Raw genomic sequence first — 18,296 nt, 5'->3', positions numbered from 1 at the left:
TTCACTCATGACATTATAGCCTGCTCAGGGGCGCATCCTGAAAAATGGACTAATCCACATAGTCTTTCATCACGCCAGTCAGCCATTCCATAAACAGATGTACCCGGCGGGAGAGGTTGCGCCGATGCGGATAAAGCAAAGAGACTGGCATTGGCTCGGCGCGATATTGCGGCAACACTTCGACCAGCGTACCGGCGCGCAGGGCATCACGCACGCCAACGCGCGGCACCTGAATAATGCCCAGACCGGCAAGGCATGCTGCGTGATAGGTTTCGGTACTGTTTACCGTTAGCATGCCGCCGGTTTTAACCCATTGCGTGCCGTTTTCTGTCGCCACTTCGAAACCTTGCGCACGCGTTCCCAAATTGACCGAGTAATGCACCACTGCATGCGAGGCAAGATCCTCCAGATTTTCCGGATAACCAAAGCGGGCGAGGTATTGCGGGCTGGCGCAGTTAATCTGCGTGAGTTTCCCCAGCGGGCGCGCAATCAGCCCTGAATCTTTCAGCGTACCCACGCGTACCACACAGTCGAAACCTTCGCGGATCAAATCCACCAGACGGTCGCTGCTGCTGAGTTCGAGTTCCAGGCCCGGATACTGATGCAAAAAGCTCGGTAAGCGGGGCATCACCAGGTTTCTTGCTACACCGACCGGCATATCAACGCGCAGCTTGCCGCTGATGCTGGACGGATCGTGATGGAACAACCCATCCAGCTCATCCAGATTACTCAACAGATCTTTCGCGCGTTCGTAATAGATCATGCCGTCTTGCGTGAGCTGAACGCGGCGTGTTGTGCGGTGCAACAACTGCGTGCCCAGATGATTTTCCAGAGCCTGGATCTGGCGCGATACGCTACCTTTAGGAAGTCCGAGGGTGTCTGCGGCACGCGAAAAGCTCTCCAGTTCTGCGACGCGGATGAACAACTGCATTGCGTGAATTTTATCCATTCTCATGCCCTATTGTTGTTCTAAATGAAACAGTAATGCGCAGTTAGCAGTATTTATTGTTCTTCTATCACCTAATAAGCTTTGTCTCAATCTTCACAACACCTGAAATGAGGTTTCTTATGACGCAACGTATCGCATTGGTGACTGGCGGCGGCCGTGGACTCGGTAAAAACGCGGCGCTGAAGCTAGCGAGTAAAGGAATCGGTATTATCCTGACGTGGAACAGCAATGAAAAAGAAGCGCAGCAGGTTGTGGATGAAATACGCCAATCTGGCGGTAAAGCGGCGGCATTACCGTTGAATGTCGGTGATATTTCTACATTCCCTCAGTTTGTTCAACAGGTGCAGGGAACGTTACAAACGCAGTGGCAAAGTAACGTGTTTGATTATTTATTGAACAATGCCGGAATCGGCATTAACGCACCGTATCCGGCATTTACTGAAGCGCAATTTGACCAACTTTTGAACATCCATTTTAAGGGCCCCTTTTTCCTGACGCAGAGCCTGCTACCGCTGATGAATAAAGGTGGTCGCATCCTCAATGTCTCGACCGGGCTTGCCCGCTTTGCGCTACCGGGTTACAGCGCATACGCAGCCATGAAAGGTGCGATGGAAGTGTTAACCCGTTATCAGGCAAAAGAGCTGGGAGAGCGCGGCATAACGGCGAATATTATTGCGCCAGGCGCAATAGAAACGGATTTTAGCGGCGGAAATGTGCGGGATAATGCGCAATTGAATGCGTACATTGCATCGCAAACGGCGCTGGGACGCGTTGGTTTGCCGGATGATATCGGCGATGCCATTGCTGCGCTGCTTAGCGATGAACTGGCCTGGATGACGGCACAGCGTATCGAGGTATCCGGCGGAATGTTCCTGTAAACCCATAAGGTGCTTATTCAACAGGTCACGGAATGCGTTGAATAAGCACTTAATGCTAGATTGTATTTTGTAACAGATTTATCCATTGTCGTAGATATCTTATTTTTAGCTAAAAATATAAAATCATATTAATTAATATTCATTGTCTTATCATGAGCGTCGAATATTAAGACTTTCCCTAATTTTCGAACCTGTTTTTGCTCCTTTGTATGATCCTTCGGGTTGAGCTGTAACTATTCATAACTTCTGCTTCTTTCTTCTCCGTCTATCGGTAAAATGGCCCCCCGCCAAATGGTGACTTCTTATTTTACCCTATGGGTAATACCCTTCCGCATGTTAAGGCTAATATCCTATTCGGATGGAGATAAATAATGCAGGTAGTAATGTTTGACAGGCAGTCAATATTTATTCATGGAATGAATGTAAGTTTGCAGCAACGTATTCCAGGAGTGGATGTTCAGGGTGTCAGTCAGGCAGATGAACTTTGGCTGACGCTGGAAGATAAACCCGAGGCATTAGTTATATTGGATGGCGACCTTGATGCTGAGTTCTGCTGTAACTTGCTGCAACAGATAGCAGAGCGCTTTGCGATGGTGAAGGTGCTGGTGACCGCAACGGACTGCCGTAAAAAATGGCTGCAAGAGGTCACTAAACTGAACGTGCTGGCCATTGTTCCGCGCGATTCTGACGCGGAAACCTTTACGCTGGCCCTCAATAGCGTCGCGATGGGTATGATGTTTATCCCCAGAGACTGCATAACCGCTACCGAAAGCGGTGGGCAAAATATCAGATTGCTCAGCGCACGTCAGCGGGAGATTTTGACCATGCTGGCCGCCGGAGAATCTAATAAACAAATTGGTCGACTGTTAAATATCAGTACCGGAACGGTAAAAGCCCATCTTGAATCGTTGTACCAGCGCCTGGAGGTAAAAAACCGTACGCAGGCGGCAATGATGTTAAACAAAACCATTTACTAGGAACATATTTCACAGTCAGAATGTTTCTGGCTGTGAAATAGACACTAGCCAGATATCTTTAGCGCAAAATTGGGTAACTCCCACGCTGAATATCCACGTAATTAATACTTCCAGCTGAAACCTGTCTTTTATTTGCGTCATTTCCTTATGGATGAATGCCTCGCAGATACTCATATCTGCGAGCAGCAATGTTTCTGCCTGCATCACCGTAATTGGGGTATCAAAGGATTCATTGGCGGTGATTTCGTGCCCGTAGCCAATGACCCAGATGCCTTTTTTGTCCTGATACTTTTCCAGCGACAGGCCCTGCCATTGCTTAATAAATGCAATACAAGCGGGCGTGAAATGCGTCGAACGCAGCGGCATAATCATCTCTGTGCAAAGAGATCTATTCTAAAAAAAACACGCCGTTACGCTAGTTGCCTGACAGCCAGTATTTACCGCAAAACGACCTATGCCGTGGGCGGCTGATATTCCTGTTTTAACAGACCAAAAATCCAGTCATCGTGCCAGGTTTGATGTAGCCAATAGCTTGCGCGTAGCGTGCCTTCATGAATAAACCCGACCTTTTCCAACAGACGCCGTGAGGCTTCGTTTCCTGCGGTGACACAGGCGGTTAGCCGCCGCAGACCGCCGCTGGCAAATGCGTATTCACACACGGCATGCAGAGATTCAGCGCCATAACCTTTACCCTGTGCCTGTGGGGCGAGCAGAAAGCCAACCTCGGCACATTCATTGTTATCCTGAATATATCCGGTCACGCCAAGCGGTGCTCCCGATGTCTTATCGCACAGGAGCAGACATAGCCAGTGCGGGCTGCCGGGAAACCATTCAGGCAGGCGGGAGTCGAAGGCTGTCCGTATTTCCTCTTCAGTACGTGCGTCAGCGACAAAGCGCATCACATCTGGGTTCTGCTGTAGCGTTAAGAAGAACGTCCAGTCATTTTCTGTCAGTGGGCGGCAGAGCAGACGTGATGTTTGCAGTACAGGCACAGGCTTATCTCCAGAATAATTTTCAATGATTGTGCGGAAGTCACTGTAAAACTTATTTATTTGCTATATGAATGTGTTCTAGTCTACATCGGCACAACGTTGTGTTTAAAAAAGATAATTACATACCATTGTGAGGCCGCACGTTTTGGGTCCTTTTAGGGAAGATGATGACCAATAGCGCGTTACAAGCGACATGTACACCCTTTGAAGATTGTCTGGGGATTATCCGCCAGGCGTCGGTAGAAATATTACTGCTGCTAGGCGTACATGCCGCAGAAGGCAAAGACCCACGGTGGTTTCTCGAGCAACTGGATCAGGCACGACTGAATCTGGGCGGCTGGGGGGCTGTCGCCAGACGGTTGCAGATGAATGATGCGCAATTGAGCCAGTTCACTCTGCGGCTACGTCATCTTCAACAGAGTGTACCCCAATATGAAAATGGCCAGGACGTTAGTGAAAACCAGCTGATTTCAGCGCTGCGCTTTGTGGCTTCTCTGGAACAATTACGCCAGCAACAGCCCATCCTGAAGTATCAAACCGAAATTGCACCTGTGGAGCCGGATGCTCAGATGCGGGCGCAGCGTCAACTTCGCGCAATAGAATTAACCCTCAAATCTCTGATTGCACGGGTATGGCCGGATCAACATCCTCTCAACAGCTTTCTGAAACAGCACTTTGGTGGTGAACGTCTGCGTCGCTGGCTAAAGTTGGGCGAAGGACGAGATGCGCTGGACGGTATGATGTTTAGCGAGCTGGCGCTGATGGTCGTCGATAAGAAATTATTCGTTCGCCACTTTACGCAGATTTTTAACGATACTTCGGTGCTCATGTCATTTGTTGAGCCGCGTATCACGCTACGCATGTTTTTGGATGATTGCCGCCTGGCTCGTAACTGCGTTATCGCGCAGCAGCCGCTGACGTCGGTACAACTGATGTTGCTGGACTACCAGTACCGACAGATAACTCATCCTGTGCAACGGGCATTTGAAGAACGGCGTACGCGCATTAATCCTGCGTCGTATCTGGAATCTGATGAGGCCATGGTCCGCCAGTTTTGGGAAACAGCAAAGCAAAAAGACGAGCAAGCGGGAGGCGATAAGCATGAAATCGCAGACAGTATTGATCCGCCGGAAAAGCGGGCCAAGCGCACGGCGGAAGAACGTGAACAGCTGATTTCCGGCATGTTGTGGGTAGCGGTCGGCGTGATGGTGCTGGCGATTTCGCTGGGTGCGTTCTGGTTATTTACTTCGCCAGCGCCACAGGCGTCTTCCGGACAATCCGTTGAAATTGTGCAGGAGGAACCGCGACGCGATGCCCCCAGCGCACGGGAGGCGGTGACCCGAATGGGCATCACCTGGGATGCCTTTAACATGCGGGCGGCTATCGATCGCAATGACATCCGCGTGACGTCACTGTTCCTGCAGGGCGGGATGGACTGGAAGCTGGCGTGGACGGAGCAGGCATTTTCGGCGGGCAATACTGAGGTGTTGAGACTGCTGCTGCGTTACCCTTCGCAGATGGATGAAAGCAAACCATGCCGACAGTTTATGACTACGCTCAGCCATGCGATGTCGAATGGGGCATCGCTCACTTCGCTGCATAAAAGTTATCTGCAAAGTTTTTGTTCCGTGCCTGCGGTCGTTGCGCGTCAGCAATATGATCTTGAGCAGGCCGAGCTGCGTGTTCGCGCCCAGCCAAGCCCTGAGAACAAGAAATGGCAGAAAATTCACGCCGAGCTGTACGATGCAATTAACTGACAGCCTGATGACTCAGACCGTCAGCCGCTAGGGTTCGCCATACAAACCGATGAGTCGGCGCACCACGCCATTGGTCCAGCCAAAGCCGTCCTGCAACGGATATTCCCCGCCGCCGCCTTCACGCGGCGCGGCGTCGGCTATGTGGTATTTTTCGATAAGCTTGTGGTGTTCCTGATAAAAGAGATTCACCGTTTTCAACCAGTTACGGGCAATTTCATCCCCGAGATGGTCGTCACCGTACAGTTTGAAGCCCTGGATCGCCATCCATTGCAGCGGCGCCCAGCCGTTGGGTTTATCCCATTGTTCCCCGGTTTCATGCTCTGTGGCTAAAATGCCACCGGGCGTTAGCAGGCGACTGCGAACCGCGTTAGCAAGCCGATCGGCTTGTTCATGCGTTGCCATACCGACATACAGCGGCACAATACTGGCGGCAGAGAACAGGGCCATTTGTTCGCGCCGCCAGTCGTAATCGCGATAGCAGCCGTTTTCATCGTCCCAGAGATAGCGGTTTACCGCATCACGACGATCGCTGGCTTTCTGGCGAAACAGCGCTTCAGTTTCTTTGTCACCTTTCAGCGCGGAAATATTGGCGATAGTGCTTTCCAGCTTGTAGAGGAATGCGTTCAGGTCAATTGGGATGAACTGCGTGGTGCGTATGCTGGCAAGGCGGCCTGCGTCGCGCAGCCAGCGCGATGAATAATCCCAGCCAGAAGCCGCGCCCGCGCGTAAATCCCGATACACTTCATTGGGCGGGCGACCCGAATGCTTGGCGGTCTCGACGTCTTCAAGCCATGACTCATCGCGCGGCGTATCACGATCGTCCCAATAGCGGTTAAGTAGAGAGCCGTCCGACATTCTGATCACGTGGCGGTAGGCCTGGTTGAGTACCAGGGAATCGGCGCCATCCATCCAGAAGGCGTACTCCATTTTTAGATGATCAAGGTAACGACGCGCGCCGCGTACACCATCTTCTTCAAACAGCTCCACCATCAGGGCAAAAACGGGCGGCTGTGAGCGACTCAGATAGTAAGTACGGTTGCCGTTCGGGATGTGACCATAGTTTTCAATCATCCAGGCAAAGTTATCTGCCATACATTTCAGCAGATCTTCGCGGCCGCTCTCTGCCAGACCCAGCATGGTAAAGTAGGAATCCCAGTAGTATGTTTCGCTAAAACGCCCGCCTGGCACAATGTATGACTGCGGTAACGCCAGCAGCGAGGACCAGGGAATGTGATCCTGCGGCTCGCGCGTCAGCACCGGCCACAGTTGATCGATATGTTCTTTCAGCGAACTTTCCGGGTCAGAAACGTATTCGCTGGAGGGCGTTTCCGGGAGCCAGAAATGGTTCTCGACGAAGCGTCGCAGATCGAAGTCCCGATGGCGTTTAACCTTGCGATAGCGAATTAAAATGTCGAGCGGGTCCATTTTGGGCGCACAATCTGGGAAGGTTTTACTATCCGCAAACAGTTTGGATGACTGGACGTGTTCGAACAGTTCGAGATAACGATCGGCAGGGGTTAACGCATCTGAAGCGGGAAGTCCTTCAATCATCTCCGGCTCAGGCTCCGCCTCAATCATTTCATCCAGCTTTAACTCGCACGGATCCATTTCATAAAGCAGATCGATGTCGATCGTCATTTCTTCAGAAGGGGCGTGGGGTAGTTTCTGGTTGAGCATAATGAGAAAGACCTCCGATGGACGTTGAAAGATTAAGGCTATTGCCCGGTCGTCAGTTAAGCGTAGACATTCGCTTCGGTGTCGGGTGAGTAAAGCGTGCGGTTGATCACGTTTTAATGCTGAGCAAAATTTAAAGAATCAGACTATCCCAATGAAAATAATGGATAATTCAAAGTTCTGCATGATCTGAATATATTCCATTTTCAGAGCATTCGATTGCAACGAGGTGTGAACAGAGACAGGTAACGCCTTATCTCTATAATAGGCGCAGGCTATTCTATTGATAGTTCTCCTCCATGTAATTGCTTGATACTTATCAAAATAGTAATCCCCTTATTTCCTATGATGGTCAGGTCTGACAAAGACTGTGCATTAATTATTCTAATTTTTCTGGGTCACAATAACTCACAACGGTGAGGGTAAAATAATGAAAATCATTACCCGTCTTACCGCGATTGCCATAGCTGGCGTCGTGATTTGTTATTTTGGATTATCCGGTTATGTGTGGTATCACGATAATCAACGTAGCAAACAGGCTGATGTTCAGGCCTCTACGCTGGAAGAAAATAATAAGGTATTAGGATTTTTACGCGAAAAAGGATGCGATTATTGTCACACGCCTTCAGCTGAATTACCTTTCTATTCTTCTTTTCCTGTCGCTAAGCAGTTGATGAATTATGATATTCAACTGGGATACAAATCATTCAATCTTGAAGCCGTTCGTGCGGCGCTGGTCGCAGATAAACCCGTTTCGCAAAGCGACCTGAATAAAATTGAATGGGTGATGCAGTACGACACCATGCCGCCAACGCGATATACCGCGCTGCACTGGGCCGGGAAGGTCAGCGATACGGAGCGAGCCGAGATCCTGGGCTGGATTGCGAAACAGCGTGAGCAGTATTACGCCAGTAACGATACCGCCGCGCAGCATCGTAATGAACCGGTACAACCGATACCGGAAAGCATCCCAACCGATGCCCGCAAAGTAGCGCTTGGCTTTACGCTTTACCACGACCCGCGTATTTCAGGTGACAGCACGATTTCTTGCGCGCATTGCCACGCCCTGAATGCAGGCGGCGTGGATGGCCGGAAAACGTCGATCGGCGTAGGCGGCGCCGTTGGCCCGATTAATGCGCCGACGGTGTTTAACTCTGTCTTCAACGTTGAACAATTCTGGGATGGTCGTGCGCCAACATTGCAGGCGCAGGCAGGCGGCCCGCCGTTGAACCCTATCGAAATGGCGTCTAAATCCTGGGATGAAATTATCCAGAAACTGGATAAAGATCCGCAATTGAAGCAAGAGTTTATCGCGGTTTATCCGCAGGGATTCAGCGGGGATAATATTACCGATGCGATTGCTGAGTTTGAGAAAACGCTAATTACGCCAAATTCGCCGTTTGATAAATGGCTACGCGGCGATGAAGCGGCGTTAACTGCTCAGCAGAAACATGGCTATCAATTGTTTAAAGATAATAAGTGTGCGACCTGTCATGGCGGTATTATTTTAGGCGGGCGCTCATTTGAGCCATTGGGGTTGAAAAAGGACTTTAATTTCGGTGAGGTCACTGCCGCAGATATTGGCCGCATGAACGTCACTAATGAATTACGTGACAAGCTGCGTCAAAAAGTCCCGGGCTTGCGTAACGTTGCGCTGACCGCGCCTTATTTCCATCGCGGTGATGTGCCTACGCTCGATGGTGCGGTAAAACTGATGCTGCGTTATCAGGTGGGTAAAGAACTGCCGCAGGAAGATATCGACGATATCGTGGCGTTCCTCGAAAGCTTAAACGGCGTGTATACGCCATATATGCAGGGTAAATAAGAGAAAACCGGATGGCAAAGCACCATCCGGTTTATTTATTGCTTAACGCATGGTAACGAATTCTTCTGCCGCCGTTGGATGAATCGCAACGGTGTTATCAAAGTCTTTCTTGGTTGCGCCCATTTTCAGCGCGACCGCGAAGCCTTGCAGCATTTCATCCATTCCAAAACCAATACCGTGAATACCGACAATTTTCTCTTCCGGACCGACGCAAACCAGCTTCATACGGCACGGCTGACGATGTGAGGTGACAGCGGTATACATTGCGGTAAATGATGATTTATACACTTTCACCTGGTCATCGCCGTGCTGTTCGCGAGCCTGCTGCTCGGTCAGGCCCACGGTGCCAATTGGCGGGTGGCTGAAGACCACGGTCGGGATGTTGTTGTAGTCCAGATGCTCGTCCGGCTTGTTGTTAAACAGACGCTCGGACAGGCGACGGCCCGCGGCAACGGCAACCGGCGTCAGCTCAACGGCACCGGTATTGTCGCCGACGGCATAAATACCCGGCACGCTGGTGTTCTGGAATTTATCAACGACGATGTAGCCTTTTTCGTTGGTTTTCACGCCGGTAACAGCCAGATTGAAGTTGTCCGTTTCTGGCTCACGACCAATCGCCCAAATCAGGCAGTCTACTGTTTCGCTACGACCATCTTCCAGTTGCAGGGTCAGGCTGCCGTCAGCATTTTTAACAACCGCTTTTGGAATCGCGTGAGTATGCAGAGTCGGGCCTTCGGCGTTCATTACCTCAACCAGCGTGTCGACGATCATCGGGTCAAAGCTACGCAGCGGCGCGTGTTTGCGTACGAACAGGTGCGTTTGGGCACCCAGGCCGTTAATCACACCAGCCAGCTCAACGGCAATGTAGCCTGCACCAACAACAGCCACGCGTTCTGGTAACGCTGGCAGCTCAAAGAAACCATCGGAGTCGATACCGTATTCCACGCCTGGAATGTTCGGATGGCTCGGGCGCCCGCCGGTGGCAATCAAAATATGATCGGCAGTGATGATTTCACCATTCACTTCAACGGTTTTTGCATCAACGAAGCGCGCAAAGCCTTTGATCACATCGACATTATTTTTGCCCAGAACGTTGTCGTACGAGGTATGAATACGATCGATATAAGCGGTACGCGTGGCGATCAGTTTATCCCAGTCGAACTTATTGATGGTGGTGTCGAAACCGTAATCCGGACCGTACATGTGGATCGCTTCGCGGACCTGTGCGGCATGCCACATCACTTTCTTCGGTACGCAGCCAACGTTAACGCAGGTGCCGCCTAACTCTTTGGCTTCAATCAGTGCGCATTTTTGACCGTACATTGCTGCACGGTTAATGGAGGCAATACCGCCGCTGCCGCCGCCAATAGCGATGTAATCATAGTGCTTGGTCATGACCGCTCCTTTATGTTCATTGTAGGGCGGAGAAGCGTTACGCCATCCGCCAAAATATTCGCGATTGTATACCTGATATTAAAAGGTTCCACCGATGGCTGCGATTACTCCGGCACTATCCAGCTTACGGAAGTATGCCCGGTTCCTGTCGGAACCAGTTTGCTGTGCAACCACGGCAGGACGTTGTTCATCTGCTGCTCCAGCTTCCACGGTGGGTTAATCACAATCATGCCGGATGCCGTCATGCCGCGCTGATCGCTGTCCGGGCGTACTGCCAGCTCAATTTGCAGAATTTTGCGGATGCCGGTGTCTTCGAGATCGTGGATCATGCGCTTGATTTGTTGGCGCAGAACCACTGGATACCACAACGCATAGGTGCCAGTCGCGAAACGTTTGTAGCCTTCGTTAATACCGGTCACTACTGCCTGGTAGTCGCTTTTGATTTCGTAGGGTGGATCGATAAGGATCAACCCACGACGGGAAACCGGCGGTAATTTTGCTTTCAACTGCTGATAACCATCGGCTTTGGCCACGCGAGTGCGCTCATCTTTCTGGAATTCGCCGCGCAGCAGAGGGAAGTCGCTCGGGTGCAGTTCAGTTAATTGCAGACTGTCCTGTTCGCGCAGCAGCTGGCGAGCAATTAACGGAGAGCCCGGGTAGTAGCGCAACTGACCGCTACGGTTGAAGTGTTGCACTACGCCAATGTAGGGTTCCAGTTCGGCAGGCAAATCGTCCTGCTGCCAGATACGCGCGATCCCTTCCAGGTATTCACCGGTGCGTTCGGCATGCTCACTGCTCAGCTGATAACGGCCAGCGCCAGCATGGGTGTCCAGATAGAGAAACGGTTTTTCTTTCTCTTTGAGCGACTCGATGATCAGACTCTGAACGGTATGTTTAAGGACGTCGGCGTGGTTGCCTGCGTGATAACTGTGGCGATAACTGAGCATGGGTAATGAAATTCCGCTGAAATGACGATTTGCCACAGTTTACAGCAGATCGACACGGATTACCCGTAGGCCCGGTAAGCGCAGCGTCACCGGGCGTCTTTCCATCACGGTTAGCATTGAAATCCTCTACACTTAACCCCATTGTACAAATTAATATGCACAGCGCCGGATACGCGCTTCATTCACTCTTTTCAACAGGACCGCGCTAATGACCAATCCATTGCTGACTCCCTTCGAACTGCCGCCGTTTTCTAAAATTCAGCCAGAACACGTTGTGCCTGCCGTCACTAAGGCGCTGAACGATTGCCGTGAAAACGTTGAGCGCGTGGTTGCGCAGAGCGCGCCGTACACTTGGGAAAACCTCTGCCAGCCGTTGGCGGAAGTCGACGATGTGCTGGGGCGTATTTTCTCTCCGGTTAGTCACCTGAATTCGGTGAAAAACAGCCCGGAACTGCGTGAAGCCTACGAACAAACGCTGCCGCTGCTGTCTGAATACAGCACCTGGGTTGGACAACATGAAGGCCTGTACAAAGCGTACCGCGACCTGCGTGATGGCGATCATTACGCCACCCTGAACACCGCACAGAAAAAAGCGGTTGATAACGCGCTGCGCGATTTTGAGCTTTCTGGTATTGGTCTGCCGAAGGAAAAACAGCAGCGCTATGGTGAGATTGCCACCCGCCTGTCTGAGCTCGGCAACCTGTACAGCAATAACGTCCTCGATGCTACGATGGGCTGGACCAAGCTGGTGACCGACGAAGCGGAACTTGCCGGGATGCCGGAAAGCGCGCTGGCCGCCGCAAAAGCGCAGGCTGAAGCCAAAGAGCAGGAAGGCTATCTGTTAACCCTGGATATCCCAAGCTACCTGCCGGTGATGACCTACTGTGATAACCAGGGGCTGCGTGAAGAGATGTATCGTGCATACTCCACGCGCGCATCTGACCAGGGGCCAAACGCGGGCAAATGGGACAACAGCCCGATAATGGAAGAGATCCTCGCGCTGCGCCACGAACTGGCACAACTGCTGGGCTTTGAGAGCTACGCCTTTAAATCTCTGGCTACCAAAATGGCGGAGAACCCGCAGCAGGTACTCGACTTCCTGACTGACCTGGCGAAACGTGCCCGTCCGCAGGGTGAGAAAGAGCTAGCTCAGCTGCGCGCCTTCGCGAAAGCGGAATTTGGTGTTGATGAGCTGCAGCCGTGGGATATCGCTTACTACAGCGAGAAACAAAAACAGCACCTCTACAGCATCAGCGACGAGCAGTTGCGTCCTTACTTCCCGGAAAACAAAGCCGTTAACGGTCTGTTTGAAGTGGTTAAACGTATTTATGGCATCACCGCCAAAGAGCGCACCGATGTTGACGTCTGGCATCCGGAAGTTCGTTTCTTCGAGCTGTACGATGAAAACAACGAGCTGCGTGGTAGCTTCTATCTTGATCTGTATGCCCGTGAACACAAACGCGGCGGGGCGTGGATGGACGACTGTGTCGGCCAGATGCGTAAGACAGACGGCACATTGCAAAAGCCGGTCGCTTACCTGACCTGTAACTTTAACCGTCCGGTGAACGGCAAACCGGCGCTGTTCACCCACGACGAAGTGATCACCCTGTTCCACGAGTTCGGCCATGGTCTGCACCATATGCTGACTCGTGTCGAAACCGCGGGGGTTTCCGGTATCAACGGTGTGCCATGGGATGCGGTCGAACTGCCGAGCCAGTTTATGGAGAACTGGTGTTGGGAGCCGGAAGCGTTGGCGTTTATCTCTGGTCACTTTGAGACCGGTGAGCCGCTGCCGAAGGAACTGCTGGATAAAATGCTGGCGGCGAAAAACTACCAGGCAGCGCTGTTTATTCTGCGTCAACTGGAGTTCGGTCTGTTTGATTTCCGTCTGCACGCGGAGTTTAACCCGCAGCAAGGGGCTAAAATCCTCGAGACGCTGGCGGAAATTAAAAAACAGGTCGCCGTGGTGCCGGGCCCAACGTGGGGCCGCTTCCCGCATGCCTTCAGCCACATTTTTGCTGGTGGCTACGCAGCGGGTTACTACAGCTATCTGTGGGCAGACGTACTGGCGGCAGATGCCTTCTCTCGCTTCGAAGATGAAGGGATTTTCAACCGTCAAACCGGACAATCGTTCCTCGATAACATCCTCACCCGTGGCGGTTCTGAAGAGCCGATGGAACTGTTCAAGCGCTTCCGTGGCCGCGAGCCACAGTTGGATGCAATGCTGGAGCATTACGGGATCAAAGGCTGATTATTCACGTGAAAATCTGCTTAGTAGATGAAACAGGCGCCGGAGACGGCGCCTTATCTGTTCTTGCCGCCCGCTGGGGACTGGAACACGATGAAGATAACCTGATGGCGCTGGTGATGACGCCGGAACATCTGGAACTGCGCAAACGTGATGAACCCAAACTCGGCGGTATCTTCGTGGATTTCGTGGGCGGTGCGATGGCCCATCGGCGCAAATTTGGCGGTGGACGCGGTGAAGCGGTGGCGAAGGCGGTTGGCATTAAAGGCGATTACCTGCCGGATGTGGTCGATGCAACCGCAGGGCTGGGGCGCGATGCGTTTGTACTGGCCTCGGTAGGCTGCCGCGTACGAATGCTGGAACGTAATCCGGTAGTGGCGGCGCTGCTTGATGATGGCCTGGCGCGCGGCTATGCCGACCCGGAAATCGGTCCGTGGCTGCAGGAACGTTTACAGCTGATCCATGCGTCGAGTCTGACGGCGTTAACCGATATCACGCCGCGCCCGCAGGTGGTGTACCTCGATCCGATGTTTCCACATAAGCAGAAAAGCGCGCTGGTGAAAAAAGAGATGCGGGTGTTTCAGTCATTGGTGGGGCCGGATTTAGATGCGGATGGGCTGCTGGAGCCTGCGCGTCAGTTGGCCACCAAACGTGTGGTGGTGAAGCGCCCAGATTACGCGCCGCCGCTGGCGGATGTCGCCACGCCGAACGCGGTTGTGACGAAAGGGCATCGGTTTGATATCTACGCTGGGACAGCATAGTTTGTAGATCTGTGCGCTGTGCTGCCTGATGCGCTGTGCTGCCTGATGCGCTGCGCTTATCAGGCCTACGGCAGCGTGTGGTTTGTAGGCCGGATAAGGCGTTAGCCGCATCCGGCTTGGTGCGCTGTGTTGCCTGATGCGCTGCGCTTATCAGGCCTACGGCAGCGTGTGGTTTGTAGGCCGGATAAGGCGTTAGCCGCATCCGGCTTGGTGCGCTGTGCTGCCTGATGCGCTACGCTTATCAGGCCTACGGCAGCGTGTGGTTTGTAGGCCGGATAAGGCGTTAGCCGCATCCGGCTTGGTGCGCTGTGCTGCCTGATGTGCTGCGCTTATCAGGCCTACGGCAGCGTGTCTTTGTAGGCCGGATAAGGCGTTAGCCGCATCCGGCATAACCTATTAAACAAACGGTGCCAGCGGGTCGGCAATCTCAAATGCTACTGCTCGGTCTGCTTTCGGTGGGTAAATCAGCTCGCTGACAATCGACACCTTCAGCTTCTTCGCTTCTGCGCGCGTCAGTTTCACCTGCTGATCCCATCCTTCGCTATACACCGCACCCCAGGCACCAAGATCCAGGCAGGTGACGTAGTTTTCCTGACGATATGGCAATGGCGTTACGTCCAACAGGTCCGCCGCGGCGTTATTACCGGCAAATTTACCCAACAAAATAGCGTGCTGACAGGTCATTAACGCATGGTTGCCTTTGTCGTCGGTGGCGGCATAGGCCACATCGCCAGTGGCGTAGATATCATCGTGACCCACAACCTGCAGATTAGCATTCACATGCAGACGGCCCTGGCGATCGCGCGGGGCATTAATCTGTGCTGTCAGGTTATTAGCCTGCACGCCGACGGTCCAGATAACCGTCTGAGAGGCAATCACCTGCCCATCTTTCAGCGTGACGCCGGAGGCATCCACGCACTCTACTTCCACATTGACCAGCCACTCGACACCCAGTTCTGCAGAGGCTTCGATAATCACGTCACGTAATTCCTGGCTCCAGCGTCCGCCCGGCTGAGCACCGCGTTCAACTACGACAACTCTGGTCTTAGCATCAGCGCCCAATATTTCGCGCAAACGACCCGGTAATTCCAGCGCCATCTCTATCCCGGTGAAACCACCACCACAGACCACCACGGTATTACGAGCCTCACTTTCCGGTTGTAATGCCAGATTGTTAATGTGCTGCTCCAGTACGGCGGCGCTCTCGAGTTGGTCGAGGTCAAACGCGTGCTCGGCGGCACCGGCAACGGCGTCGCGGTTTACGTGACTTCCGCTGGCGAGCACCAGGCGGTCATAGCGATGCAGATGAGTGTCACCGTTGGCATCTTTCCAGCTCACCTCTTTAGAGTCCGGGTGGATTTGCTCGACGTGACCTTGCAGGAAGTTGACGCCGGTAACGTCAAATAGCGGTTGCAGTGGTGCGACCAGCGTATGAACGGCGCTTTCATAAAATCGTGGGCGGACACGCAGCTCCGGTTGTGGCGCAATTACTGTAATATCAATGGCCTGCTGATGTTTATCCGCCAGTCGTGCGGCGCTTAATGCTGCCCACATACCGGCAAAGCCGGCGCCCACGATCAGAATTTGTTTACGCATTGGGGTTTTCTCACTGGTGACTACGAATTATTTACTCGGATTTTATTTGTCGTAGTTAGGAATTGCAATGCGATCGAGATCCTTTTTGCCTTAAAGGGTGGTGTTTTTTGATTATCTGATTGATAAATATGCATTTAAAGTTCTGTTGTGAAAAGGGGTTACTTTGCTGTCTGGAATGAATGAGATGAAAAAGCTACAATAAACTCAGATTCATTTTGGCTGAGATAAGAGAATGGCATTCTACAGTTCGGGAGTTGAGTACGGCATTCATAGCCTGATGTGTATGGTCGACAGTAAGGGCGACGCGCGGGATATGAGCGTGCGGGAAATAGCCGAACTGCAAAGCGTACCGTATGACTATCTGGCAAAAATTTTCACCCGTCTGTCCAAAGCGGGTCTGGTGCGCAGCATTGAAGGCAAAGGTGGCGGTTTCCAGTTAGCTAAACCCGCTGAACACATCACGGTGCTGGATGTGGTGAATGCTATTGATGGCGATAAGCGCATCTTTGAGTGTCGTGAAATTCGCCAGCGGCTGGCGGTATTTGAGGAGCATCCACCCGAGTGGGCCTGTGAAGGCATTTGTGGTGTGCGTTCGGTAATGGACATGGCCCAGCAGCGAATGGAAGAAGCGCTCGGCCAGCATACGATTCTGGACTTGGCGCGCAAAATGTACCGTAAAGCACCGGATACCTTTGTGGTGGAAGTGCAGGAGTGGATAGACGCGCGTAAAGGGTAGTGAGTGAAAATGCCCGATAGCGCAAGGCGACCGGGCATGTTGAATGTAGGCCGGATAGGGGCAATAGCCGCCATCCGGCACTGAAGGTTATTGCTCGGTGCTCGGCGTATTAATCATGCGGTTCAGCCATGGCACCATAATCGCCATCACGACCGTTACTGCCAGGGTGACAAGGCCAATCTTACTGAAGACGTTGGTATAGATAGGCAGCGTTTGCAGCGGGTCGGTGATGTTCTCTGGTACGGCGGTGAACGTAGCGACATAACCCCCCATCAGGAAGGCTGCGGCCTGCGTCAGGAACCACATCCCAAGAATGAAGCCCATCAGGTGTTGTGGCACGAGAGCGGCGACCATAGCCAGTCCCAGGGCGCTAATCAGCAGTTCACCCAGGCTCTGGAACAGATACACCAGCACGATAAACCACGGCGACGTCAGCCCTTGTGCATCGGCAAACCACATCCCGGCAGCGGCGGCCGTCAGGAAGCCCAATGAGCACAGGAACATACCGAGCGTAAATTTCATCGGCATGGTCAGGTCTTTGCCTTTGTTGCCCAGACGGGTATAGATTGCGGCCAGTACCGGACTCGCCAGTACCACCCAGAACGGGTTCAGCGCCTGGAAGCTCACCGGGTTGATGGCGAAACCAAGAATTTCATGGTGTACGTTATTGATCGCAAAGAAGTTCAGCGATGTCGGCATCTGCGCGTACAGCACGTAGAACACCACCGCTTCCAGCATCAGGATAAAGGCCACGAACATCTTGTTGCGCCCGGTTTTATCCAGTTTGAATGCCTGACGGAAGAAGATGATGGTCACGACAATCGACAGGACGATCAGCACCAGGTTGGCAATCTGCACGTTGTGCATCAGCCAGGCGCAGATAAATACCATCACTACCGTACCGGCCAGCACGTACAGCAGGTTACGGAAATTCAGTGGCTTATGGTCTGGCTCAGAGCCGATATTTTTCACCATTCCGCGGCAGGCAAAGTAGACCAGCAGCGCGACGATTAGTCCGGCTCCGCACAGGTTGTAAGTCACAGCGTAGCCAAACTTATCGGCAATCACCGGCGCCAGCGACAGTGACAGTAGCGAACCGATGTTAATCGACATATAAAACAGAGTGAAAGCACCGTCCAGACGGGCGTCTTTCGGGGGATAGCATTTTGACAGCAGGCTTGCCGGGTTGGCTTTAAATAGCCCGTTACCAACGGCAATGGTACCCAAAGCAATAAAGATCAGATCCGGCTTAAGCAGCGACATCCCGGTCATGAAGTAGCCGATTGCCAGCACAATGGCACCGAGTACCAGCGTGCGCTTGGTGCCTAACAGGTGGTCGCCGACGTAGCCGCCGATCGAGATCAGGCCGTAAACCAGTGCGGCAAAGGCACCAAAGGTGACAAATGCCTGTTCTTGTGAAAATCCGAGCTGCTTAACAAAAAATACCGCCAGGATGCCCTGTACGCCGTAATAGCCAAATCGTTCCCATAATTCCACAAAGAAGATCATGAAGAACGGACGAGGTTGCTGCAGCAAGCCCGTAGGTGCAGTTTTATTCATA

15 protein-coding genes are annotated in these 18,296 nt (G+C 52.5%); 7 read left to right on the top strand and 8 right to left on the bottom strand.

The genetic code is table 11. The annotated features are described in order from the left end of the window. Positions 1–49 precede the first annotated feature (49 nt). Complete coding sequence (locus tag OGX96_RS06140) at positions 50–949, bottom strand: LysR family transcriptional regulator (protein WP_008786405.1); 900 nt, start codon at positions 947–949, stop codon at positions 50–52. Positions 950–1,068: 119 nt separating this feature from the next. Here OGX96_RS06140 and OGX96_RS06135 point away from each other — a divergent pair, with 119 nt between their 5' ends. Together OGX96_RS06135 and OGX96_RS06130 are read left to right on the top strand one after the other, a co-directional pair. Then, complete coding sequence (locus OGX96_RS06135) at positions 1,069–1,827, top strand: SDR family NAD(P)-dependent oxidoreductase (RefSeq protein ID WP_032945309.1); 759 nt, start codon at positions 1,069–1,071, stop codon at positions 1,825–1,827. 371 nt (positions 1,828–2,198) lie between these two features. Next, entirely contained in the window at positions 2,199–2,804 is a 606-nt protein-coding gene (locus OGX96_RS06130; protein WP_286582444.1) for a helix-turn-helix transcriptional regulator, read from the top strand. 15 nt (positions 2,805–2,819) lie between these two features. On the opposite strand, the gene OGX96_RS06125 is transcribed toward OGX96_RS06130, so the two are convergent. Both OGX96_RS06125 and OGX96_RS06120 read right to left on the bottom strand, forming a co-directional pair. Next, entirely contained in the window at positions 2,820–3,170 is a 351-nt protein-coding gene (locus tag OGX96_RS06125; RefSeq protein WP_286582442.1) for a glycoside hydrolase family protein, read from the bottom strand. A gap of 86 nt (positions 3,171–3,256) precedes the next feature. Beyond that, positions 3,257–3,796 (bottom strand): GNAT family N-acetyltransferase, encoded by a 540-nt coding sequence (locus tag OGX96_RS06120; RefSeq protein WP_286582440.1) that lies wholly within the window; start codon positions 3,794–3,796, stop codon positions 3,257–3,259. 167 nt (positions 3,797–3,963) lie between these two features. Here OGX96_RS06120 and OGX96_RS06115 point away from each other — a divergent pair, with 167 nt between their 5' ends. Beyond that, positions 3,964–5,553 (top strand): STY4199 family HEPN domain-containing protein, encoded by a 1,590-nt coding sequence (locus tag OGX96_RS06115; protein ID WP_286582522.1) that lies wholly within the window; start codon positions 3,964–3,966, stop codon positions 5,551–5,553. Between the two features lie 27 nt (positions 5,554–5,580). Here the strand turns inward: OGX96_RS06115 and OGX96_RS06110 are convergent, their stop codons facing one another. After that, positions 5,581–7,230: an alpha,alpha-trehalase gene (locus OGX96_RS06110; protein WP_003827453.1), complete on the bottom strand. Its 1,650-nt coding sequence runs from the start codon at positions 7,228–7,230 to the stop codon at positions 5,581–5,583. A gap of 427 nt (positions 7,231–7,657) precedes the next feature. Here OGX96_RS06110 and OGX96_RS06105 point away from each other — a divergent pair, with 427 nt between their 5' ends. Continuing rightward, positions 7,658–9,052 (top strand): cytochrome-c peroxidase, encoded by a 1,395-nt coding sequence (locus OGX96_RS06105; RefSeq protein ID WP_003837773.1) that lies wholly within the window; start codon positions 7,658–7,660, stop codon positions 9,050–9,052. A gap of 42 nt (positions 9,053–9,094) precedes the next feature. On the opposite strand, the gene gorA is transcribed toward OGX96_RS06105, so the two are convergent. Together gorA and OGX96_RS06095 are read right to left on the bottom strand one after the other, a co-directional pair. After that, on the bottom strand, positions 9,095–10,447 hold the full coding sequence (gene gorA / locus OGX96_RS06100; RefSeq protein WP_286582436.1) for a glutathione-disulfide reductase: 1,353 nt from the start codon (positions 10,445–10,447) through the stop codon (positions 9,095–9,097). A 104-nt stretch (positions 10,448–10,551) separates the two neighbouring features. Beyond that, positions 10,552–11,394 carry a 23S rRNA (adenine(2030)-N(6))-methyltransferase RlmJ gene (locus tag OGX96_RS06095; RefSeq protein WP_286582434.1) on the bottom strand — a complete coding sequence of 281 codons (843 nt, stop codon included), beginning with the start codon at positions 11,392–11,394 and terminating at the stop codon, positions 10,552–10,554. 208 nt (positions 11,395–11,602) lie between these two features. Between OGX96_RS06095 and prlC the strand changes: the two genes are divergently transcribed. After that, entirely contained in the window at positions 11,603–13,645 is a 2,043-nt protein-coding gene (gene prlC, locus OGX96_RS06090) for an oligopeptidase A (RefSeq protein ID WP_286582431.1), read from the top strand. An 8-nt stretch (positions 13,646–13,653) separates the two neighbouring features. Continuing rightward, positions 13,654–14,403, top strand: coding sequence for a 16S rRNA (guanine(1516)-N(2))-methyltransferase RsmJ (gene rsmJ / locus OGX96_RS06085; RefSeq protein WP_003827462.1), 750 nt, complete (start codon positions 13,654–13,656; stop codon positions 14,401–14,403). Positions 14,404–14,799: 396 nt separating this feature from the next. Here the strand turns inward: rsmJ and OGX96_RS06080 are convergent, their stop codons facing one another. Next, positions 14,800–15,999 (bottom strand): NAD(P)/FAD-dependent oxidoreductase, encoded by a 1,200-nt coding sequence (locus tag OGX96_RS06080; RefSeq protein ID WP_286582429.1) that lies wholly within the window; start codon positions 15,997–15,999, stop codon positions 14,800–14,802. A 232-nt stretch (positions 16,000–16,231) separates the two neighbouring features. Between OGX96_RS06080 and OGX96_RS06075 the strand changes: the two genes are divergently transcribed. Then, positions 16,232–16,735, top strand: a complete 504-nt coding sequence (locus tag OGX96_RS06075; protein ID WP_003023361.1) for an RrF2 family transcriptional regulator — start codon at positions 16,232–16,234, stop codon at positions 16,733–16,735. Positions 16,736–16,822: 87 nt separating this feature from the next. Here the strand turns inward: OGX96_RS06075 and dtpB are convergent, their stop codons facing one another. Continuing rightward, the gene (gene dtpB / locus OGX96_RS06070; RefSeq protein WP_003827469.1) at positions 16,823–18,295 is read right to left on the bottom strand and encodes a dipeptide/tripeptide permease DtpB; all 1,473 of its coding nucleotides are present in this window, start codon (positions 18,293–18,295) and stop codon (positions 16,823–16,825) included. Position 18,296: the final 1 nt, after the last annotated feature.

It is taken from the genome of Citrobacter sp. Cpo100 (assembly GCF_030332595.1).
GTDB classification, from domain to species: domain Bacteria; phylum Pseudomonadota; class Gammaproteobacteria; order Enterobacterales; family Enterobacteriaceae; genus Citrobacter; species Citrobacter portucalensis.
The sequence above is the reverse complement of the archived record's forward strand: the minus strand, read 5'-3'. Positions and strand labels throughout refer to the sequence as shown.

Coding starts and splice junctions, on each gene's coding strand:
- OGX96_RS06140 (WP_008786405.1), bottom strand. CDS start 949: ATGGATAAAATTCACGCAATGCAGTTGTTCATCCGCGTCGCAGAACTG.
- OGX96_RS06135 (WP_032945309.1), top strand. CDS start 1,069: ATGACGCAACGTATCGCATTGGTGACTGGCGGCGGCCGTGGACTCGGT.
- OGX96_RS06130 (WP_286582444.1), top strand. CDS start 2,199: ATGCAGGTAGTAATGTTTGACAGGCAGTCAATATTTATTCATGGAATG.
- OGX96_RS06125 (WP_286582442.1), bottom strand. CDS start 3,170: ATGCCGCTGCGTTCGACGCATTTCACGCCCGCTTGTATTGCATTTATT.
- OGX96_RS06115 (WP_286582522.1), top strand. CDS start 3,964: ATGACCAATAGCGCGTTACAAGCGACATGTACACCCTTTGAAGATTGT.
- OGX96_RS06110 (WP_003827453.1), bottom strand. CDS start 7,230: ATGCTCAACCAGAAACTACCCCACGCCCCTTCTGAAGAAATGACGATC.
- OGX96_RS06105 (WP_003837773.1), top strand. CDS start 7,658: ATGAAAATCATTACCCGTCTTACCGCGATTGCCATAGCTGGCGTCGTG.
- gorA (WP_286582436.1), bottom strand. CDS start 10,447: ATGACCAAGCACTATGATTACATCGCTATTGGCGGCGGCAGCGGCGGT.
- OGX96_RS06095 (WP_286582434.1), bottom strand. CDS start 11,394: ATGCTCAGTTATCGCCACAGTTATCACGCAGGCAACCACGCCGACGTC.
- prlC (WP_286582431.1), top strand. CDS start 11,603: ATGACCAATCCATTGCTGACTCCCTTCGAACTGCCGCCGTTTTCTAAA.
- OGX96_RS06080 (WP_286582429.1), bottom strand. CDS start 15,999: ATGCGTAAACAAATTCTGATCGTGGGCGCCGGCTTTGCCGGTATGTGG.
- OGX96_RS06075 (WP_003023361.1), top strand. CDS start 16,232: ATGGCATTCTACAGTTCGGGAGTTGAGTACGGCATTCATAGCCTGATG.
- dtpB (WP_003827469.1), bottom strand. CDS start 18,295: ATGAATAAAACTGCACCTACGGGCTTGCTGCAGCAACCTCGTCCGTTC.